The organism is Gephyromycinifex aptenodytis, assembly GCF_012277275.1.
Classification (GTDB): domain Bacteria; phylum Actinomycetota; class Actinomycetes; order Actinomycetales; family Dermatophilaceae; genus Gephyromycinifex; species Gephyromycinifex aptenodytis.
This window is the reverse complement of the sequence record NZ_CP051155.1, coordinates 2,873,695-2,894,247: the sequence shown is the minus strand read 5'-3', so window position 1 is coordinate 2,894,247 and position 20,553 is coordinate 2,873,695. Positions and strand designations below refer to the sequence as shown.

17 protein-coding genes are annotated in these 20,553 nt (G+C 67.3%); 3 read left to right on the top strand and 14 right to left on the bottom strand.

What is annotated here, in order from left to right; genetic code table 11:
- Positions 1-39: 39 nt before the first annotated feature.
- A complete protein-coding gene (locus G9V96_RS12490) occupies positions 40-1,617 on the bottom strand; it encodes a succinic semialdehyde dehydrogenase (protein WP_168583318.1) in 1,578 nt (525 codons plus the stop codon).
- A gap of 232 nt (positions 1,618-1,849) precedes the next feature.
- On the opposite strand from G9V96_RS12490, the gene G9V96_RS12485 reads away from it, so the two are divergent.
- Positions 1,850-2,218 carry an ArsR/SmtB family transcription factor gene (locus tag G9V96_RS12485; protein ID WP_168583317.1) on the top strand — a complete coding sequence of 123 codons (369 nt, stop codon included), beginning with the start codon at positions 1,850-1,852 and terminating at the stop codon, positions 2,216-2,218.
- Positions 2,219-2,249: 31 nt separating this feature from the next.
- Here G9V96_RS12485 and G9V96_RS12480 read toward each other — a convergent pair whose 3' ends face one another.
- The 9 genes from G9V96_RS12480 to shbA form a co-directional block, all read right to left on the bottom strand.
- On the bottom strand, positions 2,250-3,371 hold the full coding sequence (locus tag G9V96_RS12480) for a GuaB3 family IMP dehydrogenase-related protein (RefSeq protein WP_168583316.1): 1,122 nt from the start codon (positions 3,369-3,371) through the stop codon (positions 2,250-2,252).
- A gap of 219 nt (positions 3,372-3,590) precedes the next feature.
- Positions 3,591-4,976 carry an L-2-hydroxyglutarate oxidase gene (lhgO, locus tag G9V96_RS12475; protein WP_168583315.1) on the bottom strand — a complete coding sequence of 462 codons (1,386 nt, stop codon included), beginning with the start codon at positions 4,974-4,976 and terminating at the stop codon, positions 3,591-3,593.
- Complete coding sequence (locus G9V96_RS12470; protein ID WP_168583314.1) at positions 4,973-6,286, bottom strand: NAD(P)H-dependent oxidoreductase; 1,314 nt, start codon at positions 6,284-6,286, stop codon at positions 4,973-4,975. Before G9V96_RS12470 ends, lhgO begins: the two co-directional genes overlap by 4 nt.
- Positions 6,283-6,825 carry a dTDP-4-dehydrorhamnose 3,5-epimerase gene (gene rfbC / locus G9V96_RS12465; RefSeq protein ID WP_168583313.1) on the bottom strand — a complete coding sequence of 181 codons (543 nt, stop codon included), beginning with the start codon at positions 6,823-6,825 and terminating at the stop codon, positions 6,283-6,285. The genes G9V96_RS12470 and rfbC overlap by 4 nt, the downstream gene beginning before the upstream one ends.
- Complete coding sequence (locus tag G9V96_RS12460) at positions 6,825-7,850, bottom strand: NAD-dependent epimerase/dehydratase family protein (protein WP_168583312.1); 1,026 nt, start codon at positions 7,848-7,850, stop codon at positions 6,825-6,827. The genes rfbC and G9V96_RS12460 overlap by 1 nt, the downstream gene beginning before the upstream one ends.
- A gap of 2 nt (positions 7,851-7,852) precedes the next feature.
- A complete protein-coding gene (gene rfbF, locus G9V96_RS12455) occupies positions 7,853-8,626 on the bottom strand; it encodes a glucose-1-phosphate cytidylyltransferase (protein WP_168583311.1) in 774 nt (257 codons plus the stop codon).
- Between the two features lie 432 nt (positions 8,627-9,058).
- A complete protein-coding gene (gene guaB, locus G9V96_RS12450) occupies positions 9,059-10,576 on the bottom strand; it encodes an IMP dehydrogenase (protein WP_168583310.1) in 1,518 nt (505 codons plus the stop codon).
- A 93-nt stretch (positions 10,577-10,669) separates the two neighbouring features.
- Positions 10,670-11,860 (bottom strand): hypothetical protein, encoded by a 1,191-nt coding sequence (locus tag G9V96_RS12445; protein ID WP_168583309.1) that lies wholly within the window; start codon positions 11,858-11,860, stop codon positions 10,670-10,672.
- Positions 11,860-12,504: an RNA polymerase sigma factor ShbA gene (shbA, locus tag G9V96_RS12440; protein ID WP_168583308.1), complete on the bottom strand. Its 645-nt coding sequence runs from the start codon at positions 12,502-12,504 to the stop codon at positions 11,860-11,862. Before shbA ends, G9V96_RS12445 begins: the two co-directional genes overlap by 1 nt.
- Before the next feature lie 246 nt (positions 12,505-12,750).
- Between shbA and G9V96_RS12435 the strand changes: the two genes are divergently transcribed.
- Positions 12,751-13,044: a WhiB family transcriptional regulator gene (locus G9V96_RS12435; protein ID WP_168583307.1), complete on the top strand. Its 294-nt coding sequence runs from the start codon at positions 12,751-12,753 to the stop codon at positions 13,042-13,044.
- Between the two features lie 134 nt (positions 13,045-13,178).
- Here G9V96_RS12435 and groL read toward each other — a convergent pair whose 3' ends face one another.
- Both groL and groES read right to left on the bottom strand, forming a co-directional pair.
- Positions 13,179-14,786, bottom strand: a complete 1,608-nt coding sequence (groL, locus tag G9V96_RS12430) for a chaperonin GroEL (protein WP_168583306.1) — start codon at positions 14,784-14,786, stop codon at positions 13,179-13,181.
- Positions 14,787-14,998: 212 nt separating this feature from the next.
- Positions 14,999-15,295 (bottom strand): co-chaperone GroES, encoded by a 297-nt coding sequence (groES, locus tag G9V96_RS12425; RefSeq protein ID WP_168583305.1) that lies wholly within the window; start codon positions 15,293-15,295, stop codon positions 14,999-15,001.
- A gap of 527 nt (positions 15,296-15,822) precedes the next feature.
- On the opposite strand from groES, the gene G9V96_RS12420 reads away from it, so the two are divergent.
- The gene (locus tag G9V96_RS12420) at positions 15,823-17,025 is read left to right on the top strand and encodes a class I SAM-dependent methyltransferase (RefSeq protein ID WP_168583304.1); all 1,203 of its coding nucleotides are present in this window, start codon (positions 15,823-15,825) and stop codon (positions 17,023-17,025) included.
- 117 nt (positions 17,026-17,142) lie between these two features.
- Here the strand turns inward: G9V96_RS12420 and G9V96_RS12415 are convergent, their stop codons facing one another.
- Complete coding sequence (locus tag G9V96_RS12415) at positions 17,143-18,150, bottom strand: o-succinylbenzoate synthase (RefSeq protein WP_226913311.1); 1,008 nt, start codon at positions 18,148-18,150, stop codon at positions 17,143-17,145.
- Positions 18,151-18,239: 89 nt separating this feature from the next.
- Complete coding sequence (gene pta, locus G9V96_RS12410) at positions 18,240-20,333, bottom strand: phosphate acetyltransferase (RefSeq protein WP_168583303.1); 2,094 nt, start codon at positions 20,331-20,333, stop codon at positions 18,240-18,242.
- Between the last annotated feature and the right edge of the window lie 220 nt (positions 20,334-20,553).

The following is a 20,553-nucleotide window of genomic DNA, read 5'->3' as shown; positions in this document are numbered from 1 at the left end:
CAGGCTAGGCCATCCCGCGTGGCGGTGCGGGGTGGGGCATCAGTGCCGCCCCAGCGTCTTCATCACCTTCAGCCCGCTCGTGATCAGGTCGGCCCAGCGCTCCTGTCCGATCCGCGCCGGAGCGCCCACCCCGATCAGACGCTGGGTGGCGATCGTCTGCGCTTCGGTCATGGCCAGGATCCCCTCGGCGCCGTGTCGACGGCCCACACCGGAGGATCCCATCCCGCCCATCGGCGCGCTGGGACTGGCGTAGGCCGCGGCATAGCCCTCGTTGATGTTGACGCTGCCGGCGCGGATGAGAGAGCCGATGGCGCGCCCTCGTATTGCGTCGGCGGTCCACACCGAGGCCGATAGGCCGTACTCGCCCTCATTCGCCAACGCCACCGCCTCGGCGTCGCTGCCCACCCGGTAGACCGACACCACCGGCCCGAAGGTTTCTTCCTTGGCGACGTCCATCTCGGGGGTGACGTGAGTCAACACCGTGGGCTCGTAAAAGAACGGGCCGATGTCGGGTCGGGGACGCGCACCGGTGAGCACCGTGGCGCCCATGGCCTGGGCGTTCTCGACATGCCGACGCACCCGCGCCAATTGTTCCGGCCCACCCAGTGAGCCCATGTCCGCGTCGTAGGTCAGGTTCGCCCCCAGCCGCATGGCGGCCACTGTGGGAACGAACTTGGCCAGGAAGTCATCGGCGATGACGTCATGCAGCAGCAGGCGTTCGGTGCTGACGCACAGTTGCCCGGCAGAGGCGAAGCAGGCCCGCACCGCTCCCTCGACGGCCCGGTCGAGGTCGGCATCGGCGGCGACGTACAGCGGGTTCTTCCCGCCTAACTCCAGCGTGGCCGAGACCAACCGTTCCCCGGCTTGGGCTCCTACCGTGCGGCCGGTGCGCGTTGAACCGGTGAAGCAGACGTGGTCGGCTTCCTGCACCACCGCAGCACCCACACTCGGCCCCGAACCCAGCACCACCTGCAGCACCCGTCCGGGAAGACCCGCCCGGTCCAGGAGTTCGGCGGCGAACAGCATGGTCAGCGAAGTCGCCGGATCAGGCCGGACGACTACCGCGTTCCCGGCCATCAGTGCAGGTAGCGCGTCGGTGACTCCCATCGACAGCGGGTAGTTCCACGGCGCCACCACTCCGACGACGCCCTTGGGGTGGCGCAGCTCCAACACATCGGTCAGGACCGGGATCAGCCCGGGGTGGCTTCGCGGGCGTAGGTAGCGGGAGGCATGCCGCGCGTAGTGTCGCGCGACCTGCGCGGTGTCGACGATCTCGTCGAAGGCGTGATGGCGGGCTTTGCCCGTCTCGAGCTGGATGAGGTCGAGCATCTCCACCTGGTGGCGCAGCAGCAGATCGTGGAAGCGCAGCAGGACCTGGCTGCGGGTAGCCAGCGGTACGTGCGCCCACGCCTGGCCCGCCGCGCGCGAGCCGACGAACGCCAGATGTACATCCTGCGGAGTAGAAACCGGCAGCACCGCCAGCGGCCGCCCCGTCAGCGGGGTGATGCTGGTCATCGTCTCCGCCCGGGGTTGGGTGACCGCCCGTTCAGCCAGGTGGGCGACCCACTGCGGATCGAGCGCGAGGACGGGGTCGTCAACGACCGGGGGCGTACTCATACCCCGATCCTAAAACTCCATTCGGTCGGCGCCGAGGAATGGAGTTCCTGCGATGGCGCGCCGGGCCGACCAGGCTCGGGTATGGCGGCGATTGCGAATAGTGACGAGCGGTCGCAGAGCGGATGTCAACAGCGGTAGCGAAGTCGCGTCCAGGGCCGGCGCAGGTCTTCGCGAGCCGCACCGCCACCGATGGGTCGGGCGGCGGCGGCGCGGAAACAGTATGGTCACGGACATGCGCGAAGCGAAGCCCGCGATGGCGATGCCCGGCGAGGAGCAGGCGGCGGTGGCTGCCGAGACCTTCCGGCTGCTGGCCGACCCCACCCGGATCAAACTGTTGTGGGCCTTGTTCCAAGGTGAGGCTGCAGTCTCGGAGCTGGCCGAACTGGCGGAGGTCAGTCCGACCTCGGTCAGCCAGCACCTGGCCAAGCTGCGTCTGGCGGGCCTGGTGCGTGGGCGGCGGGCCGGCACCTACATCTACTACCGCGCCGCCGACACCCACGTGCTGGCTCTGCTCACCGAAGCGCTGTCCCATGTGGAACACATCGAGGCGGACCTGGGCGAGGAGAGCGAGCACGAGCACCCGCTGAAGCACCGACCCTAGAACCGACCGGTGCCTCAGCGGTACCTCAATCTCAGGCGGGTGAGTACGGGGCGACGACAACCTCGACCCGCTGGAACTCCTTGAGCTCGGAGTAGCCGGTGGTTGCCATGGCCCGACGCAGCGCGCCGACGAAGTTGGTCATGCCGTCCGCGGAGCGACCCGGCCCGTGCAGGATCTCGTGCAGCGGAGCCAGCGCCCCCACCTGCACCCGTTCCCCTCGCGGCAACTCGCTGTGGTGTGCCTCGCTGCCCCAGTGGTAGCCGCGCCCGGGTGCCTCCTGGGCGCGAGCCAGGGCCGCGCCGATCATCACGGCGTCAGAACCGCAGGCGATGGCCTTGATGACGTCACCAGATCGCCCCATCCCGCCGTCGGCGATGACGTGCACATACCGTCCGCCGGACTCGTCGAGGTAGTCGCGGCGAGCGGCTGCGACGTCGGCGATGGCGGTGGCCATGGGGGTTTGGATGCCGAGCGTCTGGCGGGTGGTGTGCGCTGCTCCCCCGCCGAAGCCGACGAGCACCCCGGCAGCGCCGGTGCGCATGAGGTGCAGCGCGGCGGTGTAGGTTCCGGCGCCGCCGACGATGACGGGCACGTCGAGCTCGTAGATGAACCGTTTGAGGTTCAGCGGTTCGGCGTGGCTGCTGACGTGCTCGGCGGAGACGGTGGTGCCGCGGATGACGAACAGGTCGACGCCTGCGTCGATGACCCGCTTCCAGTGTTCTTGGGTGCGTTGCGGTGAGAGCGCACCGGCAACGGTGACGCCGGCGTCGCGCATCTGGCCGAGCCGCTGCGTGATGAGTTCAGGCTTGATGGGTTCGCGGTAGATCTCTTGCATCCGCGAGGTGACGACCGAGCCCTCAAGGGAGGCGATCTCGTCCAAGAGCGGCTGCGGGTCCTCGTACCTGGTCCACAACCCTTCCAGGTCCAAGACGCCCAGTCCGCCCATCTGGCCGAAGGCGATCGCGGTCTCCGGTGACATCACCGAGTCCATCGGCGCCGCGATGAACGGCAGGTCGAACTGGTAGGCATCGATCTGCCAGGTCGTCGAGACCTCCTCCGGGTCGCGCGTGCGCCGCGAAGGCACGATGGCGATGTCGTCAAAGGAGTAGGCGCGGCGTCCCCGCTTACCTCGGCCAATATCGATCTCACTCACCCGATCAGCCTACCTGCCACCTGCGGCACCAGCTCTGCAGTCGACCGCCCTGTCACGCACCGACGCCGCCGCCGTCCACGTACTTCCCGCGCACCCGACTCGCGGCGCAGCTGGCCGATTGAGCAGGAATCGGCATGCGGCCGTATCGGGTGCACCACAGGTTCGCCCCGGTACCAAGTGGCGGTACCGGGGCGAACCTGATGTGTGGCGTGCTTCGACTCAGCGGTCGAGGACCTTGCCCGCGATGAGATCACCGATCGGCATCGCGCTGGTCGCCGCCGGCGAGGGCGCATTGCAGACGTGCAGCATGCGGTCGGTCTCGTAGAAGAGGAAGTCCTCGACCATCGAGCCGTCCTTCTTCACGGCCTGCGCGCGGATCCCGGCAGGTTCAGGCGTGAGGTCGGCCGTCGTCAACTGCGGGCAGTACTTGCGCACCAGCTCCAGATAACCCGGCTTGTACATGGAGTTCCACTGCTCGACGACACCGGTCTTCAGCTGGCTCTTGGCCACCTGCCAGAACCCGGGGAACTTCACGAAGTCCACGATGTCCTTGGCGTTCATCGACCACTTCGGGTAGCCCTCGCGCGCCAGACCCATCACCGCGTTCGGCCCCACCGTCACCCCGCCGTCCATCATCAGCGTCAGGTGCACACCGAGGAAGGGCAGATCAGGGTCGGGCACCGGGTAGATGAGGGTGTCGACGATGTTGTTGTGCTTGGGGTCGAGGCGGTAGTACTCGCCCCGGAACGGCACCATCTGGAAATCGGGGTCAAGCCCGGCCATCGCGGCCAGTCGATCGGCCTGAATACCGCCGCACACGACGAGCTTCTTGGCGAAGACCCGCTCTGTGGCTCCGGCATCCGCGGCGTGACGCCCCCGACGCTGGTTGTCGGCGCGCGCCACATCGATGCGCACCTCCGACAGCGACTCGGTGATGTCCACGACCCGCGTGCCCAGGCGCATCGTGCCGCCGGCGCCCTCGATGACCTCGGCCATCTTCTGGCAGACCTGCTTGTAGTCCACGATGCCCGTCGACTTCAAGAAGATCGCCCCGACACCGGTGATGTTGGGTTCCCGGCGCTTCAGCTCAGCGGCGTCGATCTTCTCCACGTCGAGTTCGTTGACGAGCGCCCGCTCGTACAGGGCGTTCATCCGCTCCAGCTCAGCGTCGTTGGTCGCCACGATCAACTTGCCCGTGTTGCGGTAGGGAATGCCGTGCTCGTCGCAGAACGCCCGAGTGCGCTGCGCGCCTTCCTTGCACAGCAGCGCCTTGTGCGAACCGGGCTTGTAGTAGATGCCGGCGTGGATGACGCCCGAGTTGTGACCGGTCTGGTGGGCCGCGACGCGGTCCTCCTTCTCGATGACGACCAGGCTGGCGCCCGGACGCTCCTGGAGCAGCTTCATCGCCGTGGCCAGACCGACGATGCCGCCGCCGATCACGGCGAAGTCATACACCTTGGCGTCGCTGGGCGTGGCGATGTCGCGCTCGCTCTGGCCGGAGGTCGCCGCCGGAGCGGGGCGAACCCCGCCGTCCAGGGCGCTACCGTCCAGGCCTGGACCGGCCAGGCTCGGGTCGTCCACCGGATGATTCGTGGGCTCACTCATGCGTGCACCTCCGGCTGGGGGAACATGGCGTCCTGTTCGGCCCGCAGTTTGTCGCACAGGCGACCCTGCGGGACTGTGACGTCGGCGTAGCTGATCGCCTCGTCCTTGGCGACGTCGCGGGTCAGGACGCATCCTTCGGCCAGACCCACCGGGATGAGGTTCTCCGCCTTGGCCACCGGCGCCTTCTCGCACTCGCCGTAGTAGCAGTAGCCACCCAGCGCATCCAGGGTCTCCCCCGCCTTCATGTCCTTCTTGGCGATGGTGATGACCTCGACCTTGGGTGCCTGGCGCAACGGTTTGATCGTCGCGTCACCGAGCAGCACCGCACGCGCCGCCGTGGTCGGAACTTCGAAGTGGCACAGGTGGTAGGGCGTGTAGAAGCTGTACAGCGGACCCTCACCCAGCTTGTAGAGGTTGAGGTAGTGCTGCTGCTTCGGGTCGTCATGGGTGGCCAGCACATAGACACCCGGGCCCGGCTTGGTGCCGACGACGTAGTCGACGGCGCCGCCGAGCTTCTTCAGCTCGTCGATGTCGTACATGCTGGTCAGCTCGTCGACGTGGCCGCGGTGGTCACGCTGCAGGCAGCCGCGCTTGTGCACCGACAGACCGGCGGCGTTGGCGACCAGCGCCTGCTCGACCGAGACCTTGGTGCCGTCCGCGAAGCTGGTCACCATGTGCGGGTCCTGGCCCCATTGACGTGCGAACCCCTCCTGTGTGGTGGGGTTGCGGTACGGGTCCTGCAGGCCCTTGATGTTGCCTGCCACCAGCGGCGTCAGGCCGAGGCCTCGGACGAACCGGATGAGGTTCATCTGCACGCCAGGCTGGTCACCGTCGCAGCCGGTGTAGACCAGGCCCGCGTCCTCGAACTTGGCCGAGAGCACCGGGCCGACAGTGGCGTCGACCTCGGCGTTCATCAGCACCAGGTGCTTGCGGCCGGCCAAGGCTGCCAGCGCCAGTTCGCAGCCGAACTCCACCGAACCGGTGCAGTCGATGACGACGTCGACGTTGTTCGCCTGCGTCATCGCTTCATGGTTGCTCGTCACTGCGGTGCCACCCTGGGCGGCCATCGCATCGACGCCGGCAGCGTCATCGACGACCGAGACCAGGTGACCGCGGCGACCGGCCAGTTCCAACGCCGCGACACCCTTTTCGGGGGTACGGGCGTAGACGCACGCCACCTCCATGCCGGGCGTGGTGTTCAGGATGTGGTTCATCAGGCCCTTGGCCATGAACCCCGGGCCGGCGATGCCGACCCGAACGGGGTTGCCCTGCGCGGCGCGCTTCTCCAGAAGAGAGTCGACGATAATCACTTGATCGGCTTCCCGTCCCAGTCCGCCCAGGACTTGTCCTTGTCGCTGATGACCTCGACCGGGGCCGGCCATTCCAGACCGAAGGCGGGGTCGTCGTAACGCTGACCGCGCTCGTGCTCCGGGGAATACATGCCCGAGACCTGGTAGGTGACCTCGGTGTCGTCGGTGAGCGTGAGGTAGCCGTGGCCGCAGTACGGCGGGATCCACAACGCCCGACGGTTCTCGGCGGACAACTCGACCATGACGTTCTTGCCGAACGTCGGGGAGTCTTCGCGCAGGTCCAGGCAGCAGTCCACGATGGTGCCGCGCACACAGCGCACCAGCTTGCCCTCGGCCGCCGGCGCGATCTGGCGGTGCATGCCGCGCATCGTGCCCTTCTTGGCGTTCCAGCTCATGTTGGCCTGCTTGACCTCGGTGGGGATGCCGTGCTCGGCGAACTCATCCACGCAGAAGGTGCGGGCGAATCCGCCCCGGTCGTCCTGAAAGGCCTTGAGGTCGATGATCCAGCAGCCGTCGACGTCAGTCTTGGTGAACTCCATCAGTGGTTCGCCTTCCAGAAGAGCTTCTCGTCGACCTGGCCGGTCTTCATCAGCCAATCGATCTGCTTGAGGCGGGTGTGGCCCCGACCGGTGAAAGTCGCCTCGTCGAGCTGAATCGCGTCGAACACCTCGTGCAACTGCTTGGCGCCCATCGCCAGGTCCCAGTCGGCGGTGAAGCCCAACGTGTCGGTGATCTTGTCGAAGTTGACCTTGTAGGAGCGGTTGTCGGCGCCGGGCTCCCCGAAGGAGAGCTTGCAGCCGGTGAACTCGTTGGCCACCGTCTCAGCGATCTCGCGCACGGTGTAGTTGTTGTCGTTGCTGCCCGAGTTGAAGGCTTGCGCGTGGATCTTCTCCACCGGAGCGTCCAGCATCGTGATGATGCCCTTGCACAGGTCGAGCGCGTGGGCCATCGGACGCCACGGGGTGCCGTCGCTGGTCATCGCGATAACGCCGGTGGTGTAGGCCAGACCGCACAGGTTGTTGAGCACGATGTCGAAACGCTGACGCGGGCTCGCACCGAAGGCGGTGGCGTTGCGCAGGGCCACGGGGTGGAAGTTGTCGTCGGCGAGCTCCCACAGGTCCTGCTCGGTGAGGTACTTGCACTTGCCGTAGGCGGTCTGCGGGTTGACCTCGCTGGTCTCATCGACGGTGCCGTCCGCCACGCCGTAGACCGAGCAGGAGCTCATGTACACGAAGCGCTCCACGCCGGCGGCCTTGGCCGTCTTGGCGACGTGGGTGGAGCCCAGGTGGTTGATGTCATAGGTGAGCGGACCGACGAGGTCCCCGACCGGGTCGTTGGACAGCTCAGCCATCGCGACAACCGCGTCGACGCCCTCGAAGTCAGCCTCGGTGAGGTTGCGCATGTCCTTCTCGAGGGTCAGCGCGCTGCTGGTGATGCCGTTGTACAGCCAGCCGTTCTTGTAGAAACCTGAGTCGACCGCGACCACGTCGTGGCCGGCGTCGATGAGCAGGGGCGCGAGCAGGCAGCCCAGGTATCCCTCGGTGCCAGTGACAAGAATCTTCATCTTCAGTTCCACACCTTCCAGGGCGCCGTGCCCTCGTTCCACAGGTTTTCGAGCAGGTTGCGGTCGCGCAGCGTGTCCATCGGCTGCCAGAAACCGTCGTGTTTGTAGGCCTGCAGCTCGCCGGCGTGCGCCAAACTGCGCAGCGGCTCCTGCTCCCAGACCGTCTCATCGGAGCTGATCTCATCGATGACGCTGGGCTCACAGACGAAGTAGCCACCGTTGATCCAGGCGCCGTCCCCTTGCGGCTTCTCCTGGAAGGACTCGATAGCGGTCTCGTTGGCGCCCAACACCAGCGCGCCGAACCGGCCCGGAGGCTGCACCGCCATCATCGTGGCCTTCTTGCCGTGCTCCTTGTGGAAGGCGACCTCAGCGGTGATGTCGACATCGGAGACGCCGTCGCCATAGGTGAAGCAGAAGGTCTCATCGATGTGATCGCGCACCCGGCGCAGACGGCCACCCGTCATGGTCTCGGCTCCGGTGTCCACCAGCGTGACCCGCCAGCGCTCGGAGTACCGGTTGTGCACCGTGACCTCGTCGCGGCCCAGGTCGAAAGTCACATCCGACATACGCATCGCGTAGTTCGCGAAGTAGTCCTTGATGACTGTTCCCTTGTAACCGCAGCAAACGACGAAATCGTCGATCCCGTGCGCGGAGTACGTCTTCATGATGTGCCAGAGGATCGGGAACCCCCCAACCTCAACCATCGGCTTCGGTCGCAGCGAGGTCTCTTCGCTCAGCCGCGTTCCTAGTCCACCGGCAAGAATTACTGCCTTCATGCGGGCCCTCCCCAGGCTCGATTCACGTCTCGTGACGTTCCGACGGAACGCCTCCCCAGACACGTCGACTCGGCCCCCGCCTCATCCGACGGAAACCCCCGTTCGGTGACCGACTGACGACTGCGTTGGCTCACTGCACCCACGCTGCTCTGCGCAGCTTGAGTGGGTAGCCAAACGACACCCCCCGCGTCGTATCCCCGCCACGAACTATACAACCGTCCGAACCGCCAGCAGAATGCGCGCAGCAGCCGGACGAACGTCCAGGACGACGAGCATATCGCCTAAGAGTTGAGCCCAGCAGTCGCCCAGCGAGATTCGACTGATCGAGCCTCAGTCGGTGACGTATGCAACCCGGCCGGGGTTGACGAGCGCACCCACCCGCCCTCCCGAGCGACCTCACCAGCAGCTGGGGCCGGACGCCTACCTGACCCCTCAGCGCGCGGCGTAGTTGGGGGCTTCCACCGTCATCTGGATGTCGTGCGGGTGGCTCTCTTTGAGCCCGGAGGGAGTGATCCGCACGAACTGGCCACGCTCCTGCAATTGCGGGATCGAGGAGGCGCCGACGTAGAACATCGACTGCCGCAATCCACCGATGAGCTGGTAGGCCACCGCGCCGAGCGGGCCGCGATAGGAGACCTGCCCTTCGATGCCCTCCGGCACCACCTTGTCGTCATCGGTGACGTCCCCTTGGAAGTACCGGTCCTTGCTGTAGGACTTGGCGCGGCCGCGACTCTGCATCGCCCCCAGCGAGCCCATGCCGCGGTAGGTCTTGTACTGCTTGCCGTTGATGAAGACCAACTCCCCGGGGCTTTCTTCGCAGCCGGCCAGCAGCGAGCCCAGCATGACGGTGTCCGCCCCGGCGACCAGCGCCTTGGCGATGTCACCAGAGAATTGCAGGCCACCGTCACCGATGACCGGGACACCGGCCGGTCGGGCAGCCAGTGAGGCTTCGTGGATCGCCGTCACCTGCGGCACCCCGACCCCGGCCACCACCCGGGTCGTGCAGATGGAGCCGGGACCGACCCCGACCTTGATGCCGTCCGCGCCGGCATCGACCAGCGCCTGCGCCCCAGCCCGGGTAGCCACGTTGCCGCCGACGATGTCGACCTCGCGGCAGGCCGATTCGGCCTTCAGCCGGCGGATCATGTCGGTGACCCCGCGAGCGTGACCGTTGGCGGTGTCGACGACCAGCAGGTCCACGCCCTCCTCCACCAGCGCCATCGCGCGATCCCAGGAGTCACCCCAGAACCCGATGGCTGCACCGACTCGCAGTCGACCCGCGTCGTCCTTGGTGGCGTAGGGGTACTGCTCGGTCTTGGTGAAGTCCTTGACCGTGAAGAGGCCCTGAAGCCGCCCCGCGGGATCCACCAGCGGAAGTTTTTCGATCTTGTGCTTGGCCAGCAAAGCCAAGGCATCTTCTTTACTCACCCCAACGGGGGCGGTCACCAACGGCATCGGGGTCATCACCTCATGGACCCGTTTGCTGAAGTCGGTCTCGAAGCGCAGATCACGGTTGGTGATGATGCCCACGAGCAAGCCGTCGTCGTCGACCACTGGAAGGCCAGAGATGCGGAACTGTCCGCAGGCCTCGTCGACCTGGCGAAGTGTCGCCTCCGGGGAGGTCGTCACCGGGTCGGAGATCATGCCGTTCTCACTGCGCTTGACCACGTCGACCTGATGCGCTTGGTCCTCGATCGAAAGGTTGCGGTGCAGAATGCCCAGACCCCCCTGGCGGGCCATGGCGATGGCCATCCGGGCCTCGGTGACCGTGTCCATGGCCGCTGACAGCAACGGCACTGCCAGCGAGATTCGCCGACTCACCCGAGTGGACGTATCGGCCTCACTCGGGATCACGTCGGTATCGCCGGGCAGGAGGAGCACATCGTCGAAGGTCAGCGCGAGACGCGCGAACGGGGTGGAACCGTCATGGCCATCGGGCGTCAACGTCATACCGCAGAGTCTATGGCTCCGCCGACCAACGCCAGCGCCGGGTGGCACGCATCTGCGCACCCGAGCGAAGCATCAGCGCCACAACCGATCCCGTCAGGGTGCTGGTGTAGAGCTTCCGGCAGCGCTCTTTGTCACCGATGTGGTGACGCCGGCGCTCGCCTTAGCCTTCTTGGTCGTCGTCGCTTTAGCCGTCGTTGACGCCTTGGCCGCTGTGGATACCTTGGCGGCAGGAACCTTGGCGGGTGCCTGCGTCTTGGAGGCCTGCGCCACCGGCGCCTTGGACTCACTCGGCGTGGAGTCCGCGCTCACTGGCGGCTTGGGCGCCGCGGCGGGCTCTGAGTGCGCATGGCTGGGGGCGCTCGTTTCCGGAACCGGCGAGGAGGACTCCACACCGGCGCTCTGGTTGCCCGAGGCCGACCCGATCGTGGAAGGCGCAGGCGAGGCACTGGCGGGGGTGGAGGTTGAACCCGAATCCGCGGTGGGGTTGACCGGAGCAGGGTCGGTCGTGGTCCCAGGCAGGGTCGCAGCAGGAACGGTGGCGCTGCTGGCCGGCGCGGAGGTTCCCGGCAGCCCAGTCGCGGACGTGCCGGAGGGGTTACGCACCGCGGTCGGCTCCGGAGCCGGTGGGATGGTGCCGCGCTGCGGGGGCACGGTGGTTGCCGTCGGCAGGCTGGCCAGGGTGACCGGGGCGATTCCCAGAGCCTGGCTGCTGGAGTTCGGCCGGTCTGCCGCGAGGATCTCTTGTTCGATCTCTGCCACGTCACCGGCCAGGGTGGCATCCGCCTGGCTGTGTTTACGCATGACGTCGAGCATTCCGCGGGCCCGATCAACTTGCCCGGAACGCGCCGCAGCCTTGGCCTGTTCAGCCGTCACCTGCCAGCGCATCCGCGCTGCGGTGTCACTGGGGGTGGGGGTCGCCGCGATCTGCACCGGCGCAACCTTCTCCACGAGCTTGCGGACGCTGGGCATCTCGCCGCCGTTGATCGCGGCAGCAACGCCTCCGCCGGAAACTGTCAGTGTCAGAGCGCCCAACAGCGCCACGGCGCGAGCCCGACGAACCCGGACTACGCGCACTCCCCGGGGAGCCTCCTGCGTGGTGTGCGGCAGCCGCAGACCCAGCGGCCCGACCTGTGCAGCCGAAGCCTGTTCGTCTTCGTCGATGGCGCGCACCCATGCGACGAACATGCCCTCAAGTCCTGAATCGTCATCACAATCACGGGAAGCGAGTCGGTCGAGCAGCTCGTCATCCTCCCTGATCGGCCCCAAACCGAATGAGGTCGCCATCACTTCTCCCCCTGCTGGCGCCGGTTGAACATGTCACGCAGCCGAGCCAAAGCCCGGTGCTGAGCAACCCTGACTGCCCCCGCAGTCATACCCAGCGCTTCTGCCGTTTCTTCTGCGCTCATGCCGACGGCCACACGCAACGTGAGCAATTCACGCTGGTGCGGCGGCAGCGACTGCATGAGCGACCACGCTTCGTCCGCTTGCGAACCTGCGATGGCGATCTCTTCAGGACCAGCCTCGAAGTCGACGCGGTCAGGAACATCTTCGGTCGGTACCGGCTGGCGGTAGACAGACCGCTGAACATCTGCCACCTTGCGGGCACAGATTGAATACACATAGGCCTCGAAAGGCACGCCGCGCTCGTCGTATCGCGACAATGACGTTAACACCGCGATACACACCTCCTGCGCAGCATCTTCAGCAGCCCCCGCCGCATGTGGAAAACGACCCAATCGCGCCCTCGCGTAGCGATAAGCGCGTTCACGCACCCCCACCATCAACGCTTCCAGTGCGGAGGCATCACCCTCCCGGGCCGCGCAGGCATGGGCAGCGAGCACCGAAGAGGCGCTCTTTGAAGACATCGCTGAAGAGTCGGCCTCCGTTACATCAAGAGGCACAGCATTTGGACCCATGTGCGCGTTCATCCGATCCCTTCGCGGGAAGCGGTAAACCTCGGATCGGTCACCGCACCCCCTTCTGATCGTTCTTCTTGCCCACATCGGCAAATCGGTCTCAGAGCTGAGACCCCGTTTCATCCTGGCTCACAAGGGTAATCACCATAAGACCACCGGAACCGCCGCAGCGTCCGATGCACTCAGTCACTGCCTCACCGACTGTGCCGCATGGACCACGCTACGGCAACCCGGCGGGGAAGACCCGAGGAGGACACCATGGCCGAGATATCGCGCCTACCCGGACCTGCCGCCTACCGGTGGGAATGGCAGTTCCTCGGCGCCTGTAGGGAGACGGGCCCCGAGACGTTTTTTCACCCGGAAGGGGAACGAGGATCCAACCGACGCGAGCGCGACGCCCGCGCTAAACAGGTCTGCTCGACCTGTCCCGTAATCCGTGAATGTCGAGAGCACGCCCTTGAAGTGCGCGAGCCGTACGGCGTCTGGGGCGGTCTCACCGAAGCCGAACGTGAAGCTATCTACGCCGATTCAGATCAGGGCATGGCCTCCTAGCCCGAGCCTCCCAGCGCCGCAGAGCTCAAGCAACAGGGCCCAGAAGAGGCGGCACGGTCACAGCGACGCAACACAGCGGCATGACGAAGGCCCGGCGCGAGGCGCCGGGCCTTCGTCATGCCTGCGAGTTGGAATCAGTGCCCGTGACCGTGACCGGTCGGCTCCTCTTCGGCAACCTTCTTCTCCACGACCAGGGTGTCGGTCGTCAACACCATCGCCGCGATCGAGGCAGCGTTGCGCAGGGCGGAGCGCGTCACCTTCACCGGGTCGATGATGCCCTTGGCGATGAGGTCGCCGTACTCGCCCGTGGCCGCGTCCAGACCGGTACCGCGACCGGCCTCGCTGACCTTGGCCACCGCGACGTAGCCCTGCAGGCCCGCGTTCTCCGCGATCCAACGCAGCGGCTCCACGACAGCCTTACGAATGAGGCTGGCGCCCGTGGCCTCATCACCGGTGAGCTCGAGAGCATCCAGCGCTGAGGTGGCGTGCACCAGGGCCGAGCCACCGCCGGCGACGATGCCCTCTTCGATGGCCGCACGAGTAGCCGAGATGGCGTCCTCAATGCGGTGCTTCTTCTCCTTCAGCTCCACCTCGGTGTGGGCACCGACGCGGATGACGCACACGCCACCGGCGAGCTTGGCCAGGCGCTCCTGCAGCTTCTCCCGATCCCAATCGGAATCGGTGCGCTCGATCTCGGACTTGATCTGCCCGACGCGACCCTCGACCTCATCGGCCGCACCAGCGCCGTCGACGATCGTCGTGGCCTCCTTGGTGACGACGACCCGACGAGCCTGGCCGAGCATCTCCAGGTCAACGCTCTCCAGCTTCAGGCCGACCTCTTCGGAGACAACCGTGGCGCCGGTCAGGATCGCGATGTCCTGCAGCATCGCCTTGCGGCGGTCGCCGAAGCCCGGCGCCTTGACGGCGACGACCTTCAGAATCTCGCGCATCCGGTTGACGACTAGCGTCGAGAGCGCCTCGCCGTCCACGTCCTCGGCGATGATCAGCAGCGGCTTCTTGCTCTGCGCAATCTGCTCCAGCAACGGAAGGATGTCGGAGACCGCCGAGATCTTGCCCGAGTTCACCAGCACGTAGGCGTCCTCCAGGACACCCTCCATGCGCTCGGGGTCGGTCACGAAGTACGGCGACAGGTAGCCCTTGTCGAACTGCATACCCTCGGTGAACTCCAGCTCCGTGGAGGCGGTCTGGCTCTCCTCGACGGTGATGACACCGTCCTTGCCGACCTTGTCGAACGCCTCGGCGATGAGCTCGCCGATCTCAGTGTCCTGCGCCGAAAGCGCAGCGACCTGGGCGATCTCTTCCTTGCCCTGCACCTCGCGAGCCATCGACAGCAGCTCGGTGCTCATCGCCTCGACAGCAGCTTCGATGCCGCGCTTGAGGCCCGAAGGAGCCGCGCCGGCAGCAACGTTGCGCAGACCTTCCTTGACCATCGCCTGCGCCAGAACGGTCGCTGTCGTCGTGCCGTCACCGGCAACATCGTTGGTCTTGGTGGCGACCTCCTTGGCCAACTGCGCGCCAAGGTTCTCGTAAGAGTCTTCCAGCTCGATCTCGCGAGCGATCGTCACACCGTCGTTGGTAATCGTGGGGGCGCCCCACGACTTGTCGATAACCACGTTGCGACCGCGCGGGCCCAGCGTCACCTTCACGGTGTTCGCCAGGGCGTCCACACCCCGCTCGAGCGACTTACGTGCCGCGTCGTTGAACTCCAGCTCCTTGGCCATACCCATCCTTCTCATCGGTTCTACGACGACGCCCCGGCTGCGCCTTGGTCAGGCGGCCGGGGCGCGTCGATGTCCTTGCTTGCGAACTCGCGGAGTTCGGCGCAAACCTGCGAATGATGCGCAGCTAGGCCGTGAGTCTGCGGTGCCGGGGCGCTCGACTGCTCGCGCTCGGGCATCGCAAACGATTCGCTTCGTTCGCGCTAGTTAGTGCGTCAGCTCTGAACGACGGCCAGGACGTCGCGCGCGGAGAGGATCAAGAACTCCTCACCCGCGTACTTGACCTCGGTGCCGCCGTACTTGCTGTAGATGACCTTGTCGCCCACGTTGACGTCCAGCGGGATGCGCTGGCCCTTGTCGTCGATACGACCGGGGCCGATGGCCAGGACCTCGCCCTCCTGGGGCTTTTCCTTGGCAGTGTCCGGAATGACGAGACCGGAAGCCGTGGTCTGCTCGGCTTCGCTCGACTTAACGACGATGCGGTCCTCGAGCGGCTTGATGTTCACCGACACGGTTCGACCTTTCGCTAGAGCATGCCCTCAACAGGCACGCGAGAATCTGGATGGCGGATCTGCGTCACCGGACGCCGTCGCGGGGGTCGACCGGTCACGCGGGAACCGCTTGCTTACCGCCCGCCCCGGCGCGCACCGATCCCCACCGGAGTGGAGGCTGGCACTGAGACGAGGCGAGTGCTAACTCAGAATCTAGGTGCCCGGTTAGCACTCGGTCAACTCGAGTGCCAGCCTTTGCCACATCTCCCTGGCCCGCCCCTGGAGCCTGATCGGCAGCGGCGGTGTGTCCCGGCGCAGTAGGCCATCGCATCCGAGACGCACGGGGCATACGGGGCCGGCTACGCCGTTGCGTCTCTGGGCGGATGAGCGGGCAAGGCGGGCACCAGTGCGGTGCCCGAGCGGGCAAGGCGAGATCCACACGAAATTCGCTGTGACAGGCCCGCCATCCACGAGTGCCGCTCTGCCCCGGCCCAGGCCATTCGGGGTGCTTACCCGAGCGCGAGGCCAGCCCGTGCAAGAGTGTGCCGGTGGACCTGGCAACCGTGCAGCAACTCACCTGCACCCGAGGCGCAGCGCTGTTGGCGGCCATGCCGCCCTACGACGAAGCCACGGCGTTATCCCTGGGCAGCGGCCTGCGCGAGGGCGGGTACTCTCCCGAAATCGTCGCCGCAGTCCTCACCCAGACCCGGCTGCGTGCCAAGGCCGAAGCCAAGTTCGGTGAGTTCGCCCGCGGCATGCTGTTCACCCCGGACGGTCTGGAGCAAGCGACCCGGTTTCCTGTGGCAGCTCGGCACGCCCAACGCTTCCGCGAGGCCGGCATCGAGCACGTCTTCGACCTCGGCTGTGGCATCGGCGCCGACGCGATGGCCTTTGCCAGCCTCGGGCTGCAGGTCACGGCGGTGGAGATCGATGAGGCGACGGCCGCCATCGCCGCCCACAACCTGCGCCATTTCGACGCCCACGTCATCTGCGCCCCGGCCCAGGAGGTCGACATCCCCGACGGGGCAGGCGTCTGGCTCGATCCGGCCCGGCGCAACCCAGGACGCACCGACGCCACCGGTCGCACCCAGCGGGTGTTCCGACTCGATGCGCTCTCCCCCAGTTGGGATGCGGTGCAACAGATCGCGCAACGCTGCCCGACCGGAGCCAAACTCGCGCCGGGCTTCCCCCGGGCGCAGGTGCCACCCGGCACCGAAGCGGTGTGGACCGCCGTGGATGGTGACGTGCTGGAGTGCACCATCTGGTGGGGGGCGTTGGCCCGCACTCCCGGGCGCACCGCGCTCGTACTTCGCCAGGGGCAGGCGCTGAGCATCTACGAGCGCGATCTGCCCGAGCAACCCGCCCACCCCGTTCCGGTGCAGGCGGGTGGCTGGCTCTACGAACCCGACCTCGCGCTCTTGCAGGCCGGGCTGGTGGGGGCCCTGGAAGCCGCCGTCGAGGGCGCTGAACTCTCCCCCGGAGTCGGCTATGTCTTCTCCCAGCAGTGCCTCGAGGTGCCCTACGCGCGGCGCTACCGGGTGCTGGAGGTGCTGGCCGCCCAACCCAAACCGGTCCGCGCGGCGCTGCGATCCGCCGGGGTCGGCCGGATCACTCTGAAGCGCCGCGGCGGACGGATCTCTCCAGAGGACTTCCGTCAGTCGCTGCGACTGTCCGGGGAAGGCCAGGAGGCAACCCTGGTGCTCACTCTCGTGGGGACCCGGGCCCGAGTGCTGCTGGTCGAGCCCGCCTGAGCTGCGGCTGCGGTTTCCCGATGAGGTTCCGCTGGGCGCCAGCGCCTGAGCGCAGCGCGCGACATCGCTATGCGCTCAGACCGCCACCTCACTCACGGGGGATGGAGCGGGATCTGCTCAGCCCTGGTCGACCAGGATCGCGTGGCATCGGCGTAACCGCTCGCGCCACCACTGTTCCCGCTCCGCAGGCGCCGCGAACTGCTGCAGGAGCTCTTCGCTCACCGGCGGCGGCTCCTGGACCGCTATCCCGCCGTCGGCAGGCACCAGTGAGGCCTCGGTGACGTCACCGTCCAGCAGCCGCACAGTGCCCAACCCGCAAGCGTGCTCCAACTGCGGCAAGGCCGCGGCGAGCGCGACACCGGCCCGAATACCTACCGAGGTGTCCAGCGCGCTGGAGACGACCGCCGGCAGCCCGACCTCCTGCACCACCTGGCAGGCCCGCCGCACCCCGCTCAGCGGGGCCACCTTGACGACGATGATGTCGGCGGCCTCCAGATCACGCACCCGCAGCGGATCTTCGGCCTTGCGGATGGATTCGTCGGCAGCGATGGGCACCTCGATGCCCTCGCGTGCCAACGCCCGGCGTAATTCGGCGAGGTCTTCGACCCGCTCACAGGGCTGTTCGGCGTATTCCAAGTCGTAGCGGGCCAGGGCCGACAGTGCCGCTCGGGCCTGCTCCACATCCCAACCGCCGTTGGCATCGACCCGGATCCGGGCATGCGGCCACTCCTGGCGCACCGCGGCGACCCGATCGATGTCGTCCATCCGCGCCTGGCCGCGTTCGGCCACCTTCACCTTCACCGTGCCGCAACCGTCGTAGCGGGCCAGGATTGTGCCCACCTGCGCGGCGGGCACCGCGGGGATGGTGGCGTTGACGGGCACCAGTGAGCGCACCGGCTCCGGCCACCCCAGCCACGCAGCCTCGATCGCCGCCGCCAGCCAACGCGCAGCCTCAACGTCGGCGTACTCCGTGAACGGGGCGAACTCACCCCATCCGGCGGGGCCGCGCACCAGCAGCGCCTCGCGTTCGGTGATGCCCCGAAAGCGCACCCGTAGCGGAATCCGTACCACCCGGACGTCACGGCTCAGCGTCGCAAAGTCTGGAAGAACAACGTCAGCGGACACCCCTGGACGCTACCGCCTCCCACGACCACCTTCTCCGGCGACCCGCGCCGCCGGGCTTCGGGCGCCAGCGGGTAGGACGCTCCCGCGCCTCAACCCAGTTGGCTGGCCTGCAAAGCGGTGGCGACGACGGTGTCGATGACTTCGCTGACGCTGGCGTCGCGCGGTGGTGCGTTCACCGGCTTGTTCAGCCCTTGCAGGATCGGGCCGATGACATGGGCGCCGCTGCTGCGCCGGACGGCCTTGTAGGTGGCGTTCCCGGTCGCCAGATCAGGGAAGACGAACACGGTCGCCTGCCCCTGCAGGGGACTGTCCGGTGTGAGCAAACGCGCCTTGGCCACCGAGGCAGCCGCCTCGAACGGCAGCGGGCCATCGACGATGAGGTCCGGGCGGCGGTCCCGGATCATTGCAACGGCCTCCTGCACGCGCGCCCGCGCCCGCGGCGCGTCGGCGTGGGCCCGGCTCGGGGCAACGAACGCCACCCGCGCCGGGATCCGCACCCGCTCCACGGCGTTGGCCGTCTGGGAGGCGATACACGCCAGTTCCATACCGCTGGGCTCGCTCACCACCACGCAGTCCGCGTAGGCCACGACACCGTCGGGCAGCATCATCAGATGCGAGGACGAGACCGTCATCACATCCGAGCGTCGCCCGATGATCTCCTCCGCCAACCCCACCAGCGGCCTCGAGCCGTGCAACTCCCCACCGACGACCCCGTCCACGTCCTGGATCTTGAGCAGCAACAACGCGGTGGTAAGCGGGTCGCGAAGTAATTCGCCCGCTTCGGCGGCGCTCAACCCGGGACGCACCGAACGCAGCGCGATGACAAGCCGCTTGTCTTCGCGCTGCGGATCCACGATGAGCACGTCCGGCGGCAGGTCCAGACCCAGTTCCGCGGCGGTCCGGGTCACGTCGGTGGTTGAGGCGACCAGCACACAACGCACCCGGCTCGCTTCGGACAGCGCCACGGCTGCAGCCACCTGCGCCGGAGCCGAGCCTTCGGCCAGGGCCACGGTGTAGCGCCCACGACCCAGGGCGTGTCTGGTGGCCAGCTCGTAGTGCGCCGGAGTGATGCGGATGCGTGTAGGCAGCGCTTTCAACTCCGCCAGCCACGTCTCGTCATAGGCGGTGGCCATGATCTGCATGACACGACGGGCCCGGTCCTCGTCATCGGCCGGGATCTCCGGGTCCAGATCGAGCACCTGGGCCGCAGTCTCGAACGTTTTGGCGCGGCTGAACAGGACCGGCAGCCCGCAGCCGAGCGCCGGACGGCACAGTTCGAGCACCTGTGGGTCGGGCCGCACATCGGCGGTGAGCACCACCGCCGCCAACCGGGTGCCGCTCATCTCGGCCAGCGCCGCCGAGAGCAACACTTCGTGCCGGTCCCCTGGGACCAGGATCAGCCGACCGGCGACAAGGCTGGGCAGGAACCCGGGAACGCTCTGGGCGGCGATGGCCACGCCACCGATTCGGCGAGTGTCATCGCCGTGATTGATGACCTGAAGACCGAGCCCGTGCGTCAGGTCACGCACCCGCGGGCGGGCCAACTCGTCATCGACGAGGATCCCGGCAGCCAGGCGCAGCCCCTTCTCGGCCAGCGCCTCCCGGTAGGGCGCCACCAGCGGTTCCGGGTCTTTCAACCCGTGGCCGTGGTCGTCCTCATGCTCGATCCGGTTGACGACCGCACCGATGACCCGCGAACCGGCCGGGCCGTTGAACGAGCCCGCCATCGCCGCAAGTTGATTCGCCAACCGGCTGGGGTCTTTGCCGCGGGCTGAACCCACGATGAGCACGTGGGCATCCAGGGCTCGGGAGAGTTCGACGTTGACATGCTCGGGCAGCGCCTGGTCCTCGCCGGGCGCCAACCCTTCGAGGAGGACGAGTTCATGCTGATCCAGCACGTCCTCGCAGGTCGCGAGCATCTCCAGCATGAGGCTGTCGATGCGCCCCTCGGAGAGCAGCTCCTGCACGCGCTGGGCAGGGACCGGCTCCGGTGGGCGCAGCGGCGTGGTCAACCGAAAGAGTTCGCCTGCATGGCCGGAGCCACCATGATGGCGCGTCTGCGCCAGCGGTTTGGCGTAGCCGACGTCGACTCCGCGTTCGTCGAGTGCGTGCGCCAATCCCAGACAGGCAGCAGTGAGGCCGACATGCGGATGGGCCGGCACGAGCAGGATTCGACGACTCATCGAGGCGCACCTTTCGAGATCGACACCGCCCACACGGCGCTGTGATCGTCCTATCGGCCCAGGCTCAGACCCGGCGAGGAATTCGCCACAGCCGACCCCGGCTCCTGCGCCGACCCCGTCGCCACTGGTGGCCGAGGCCATCGCGCCTCCACCGGGCGGCCTCCTGGAAGCTTCCGGCTACAGACGCCTGGCGCGGCCTGTTGCCGCCGTCGGCGGCCTT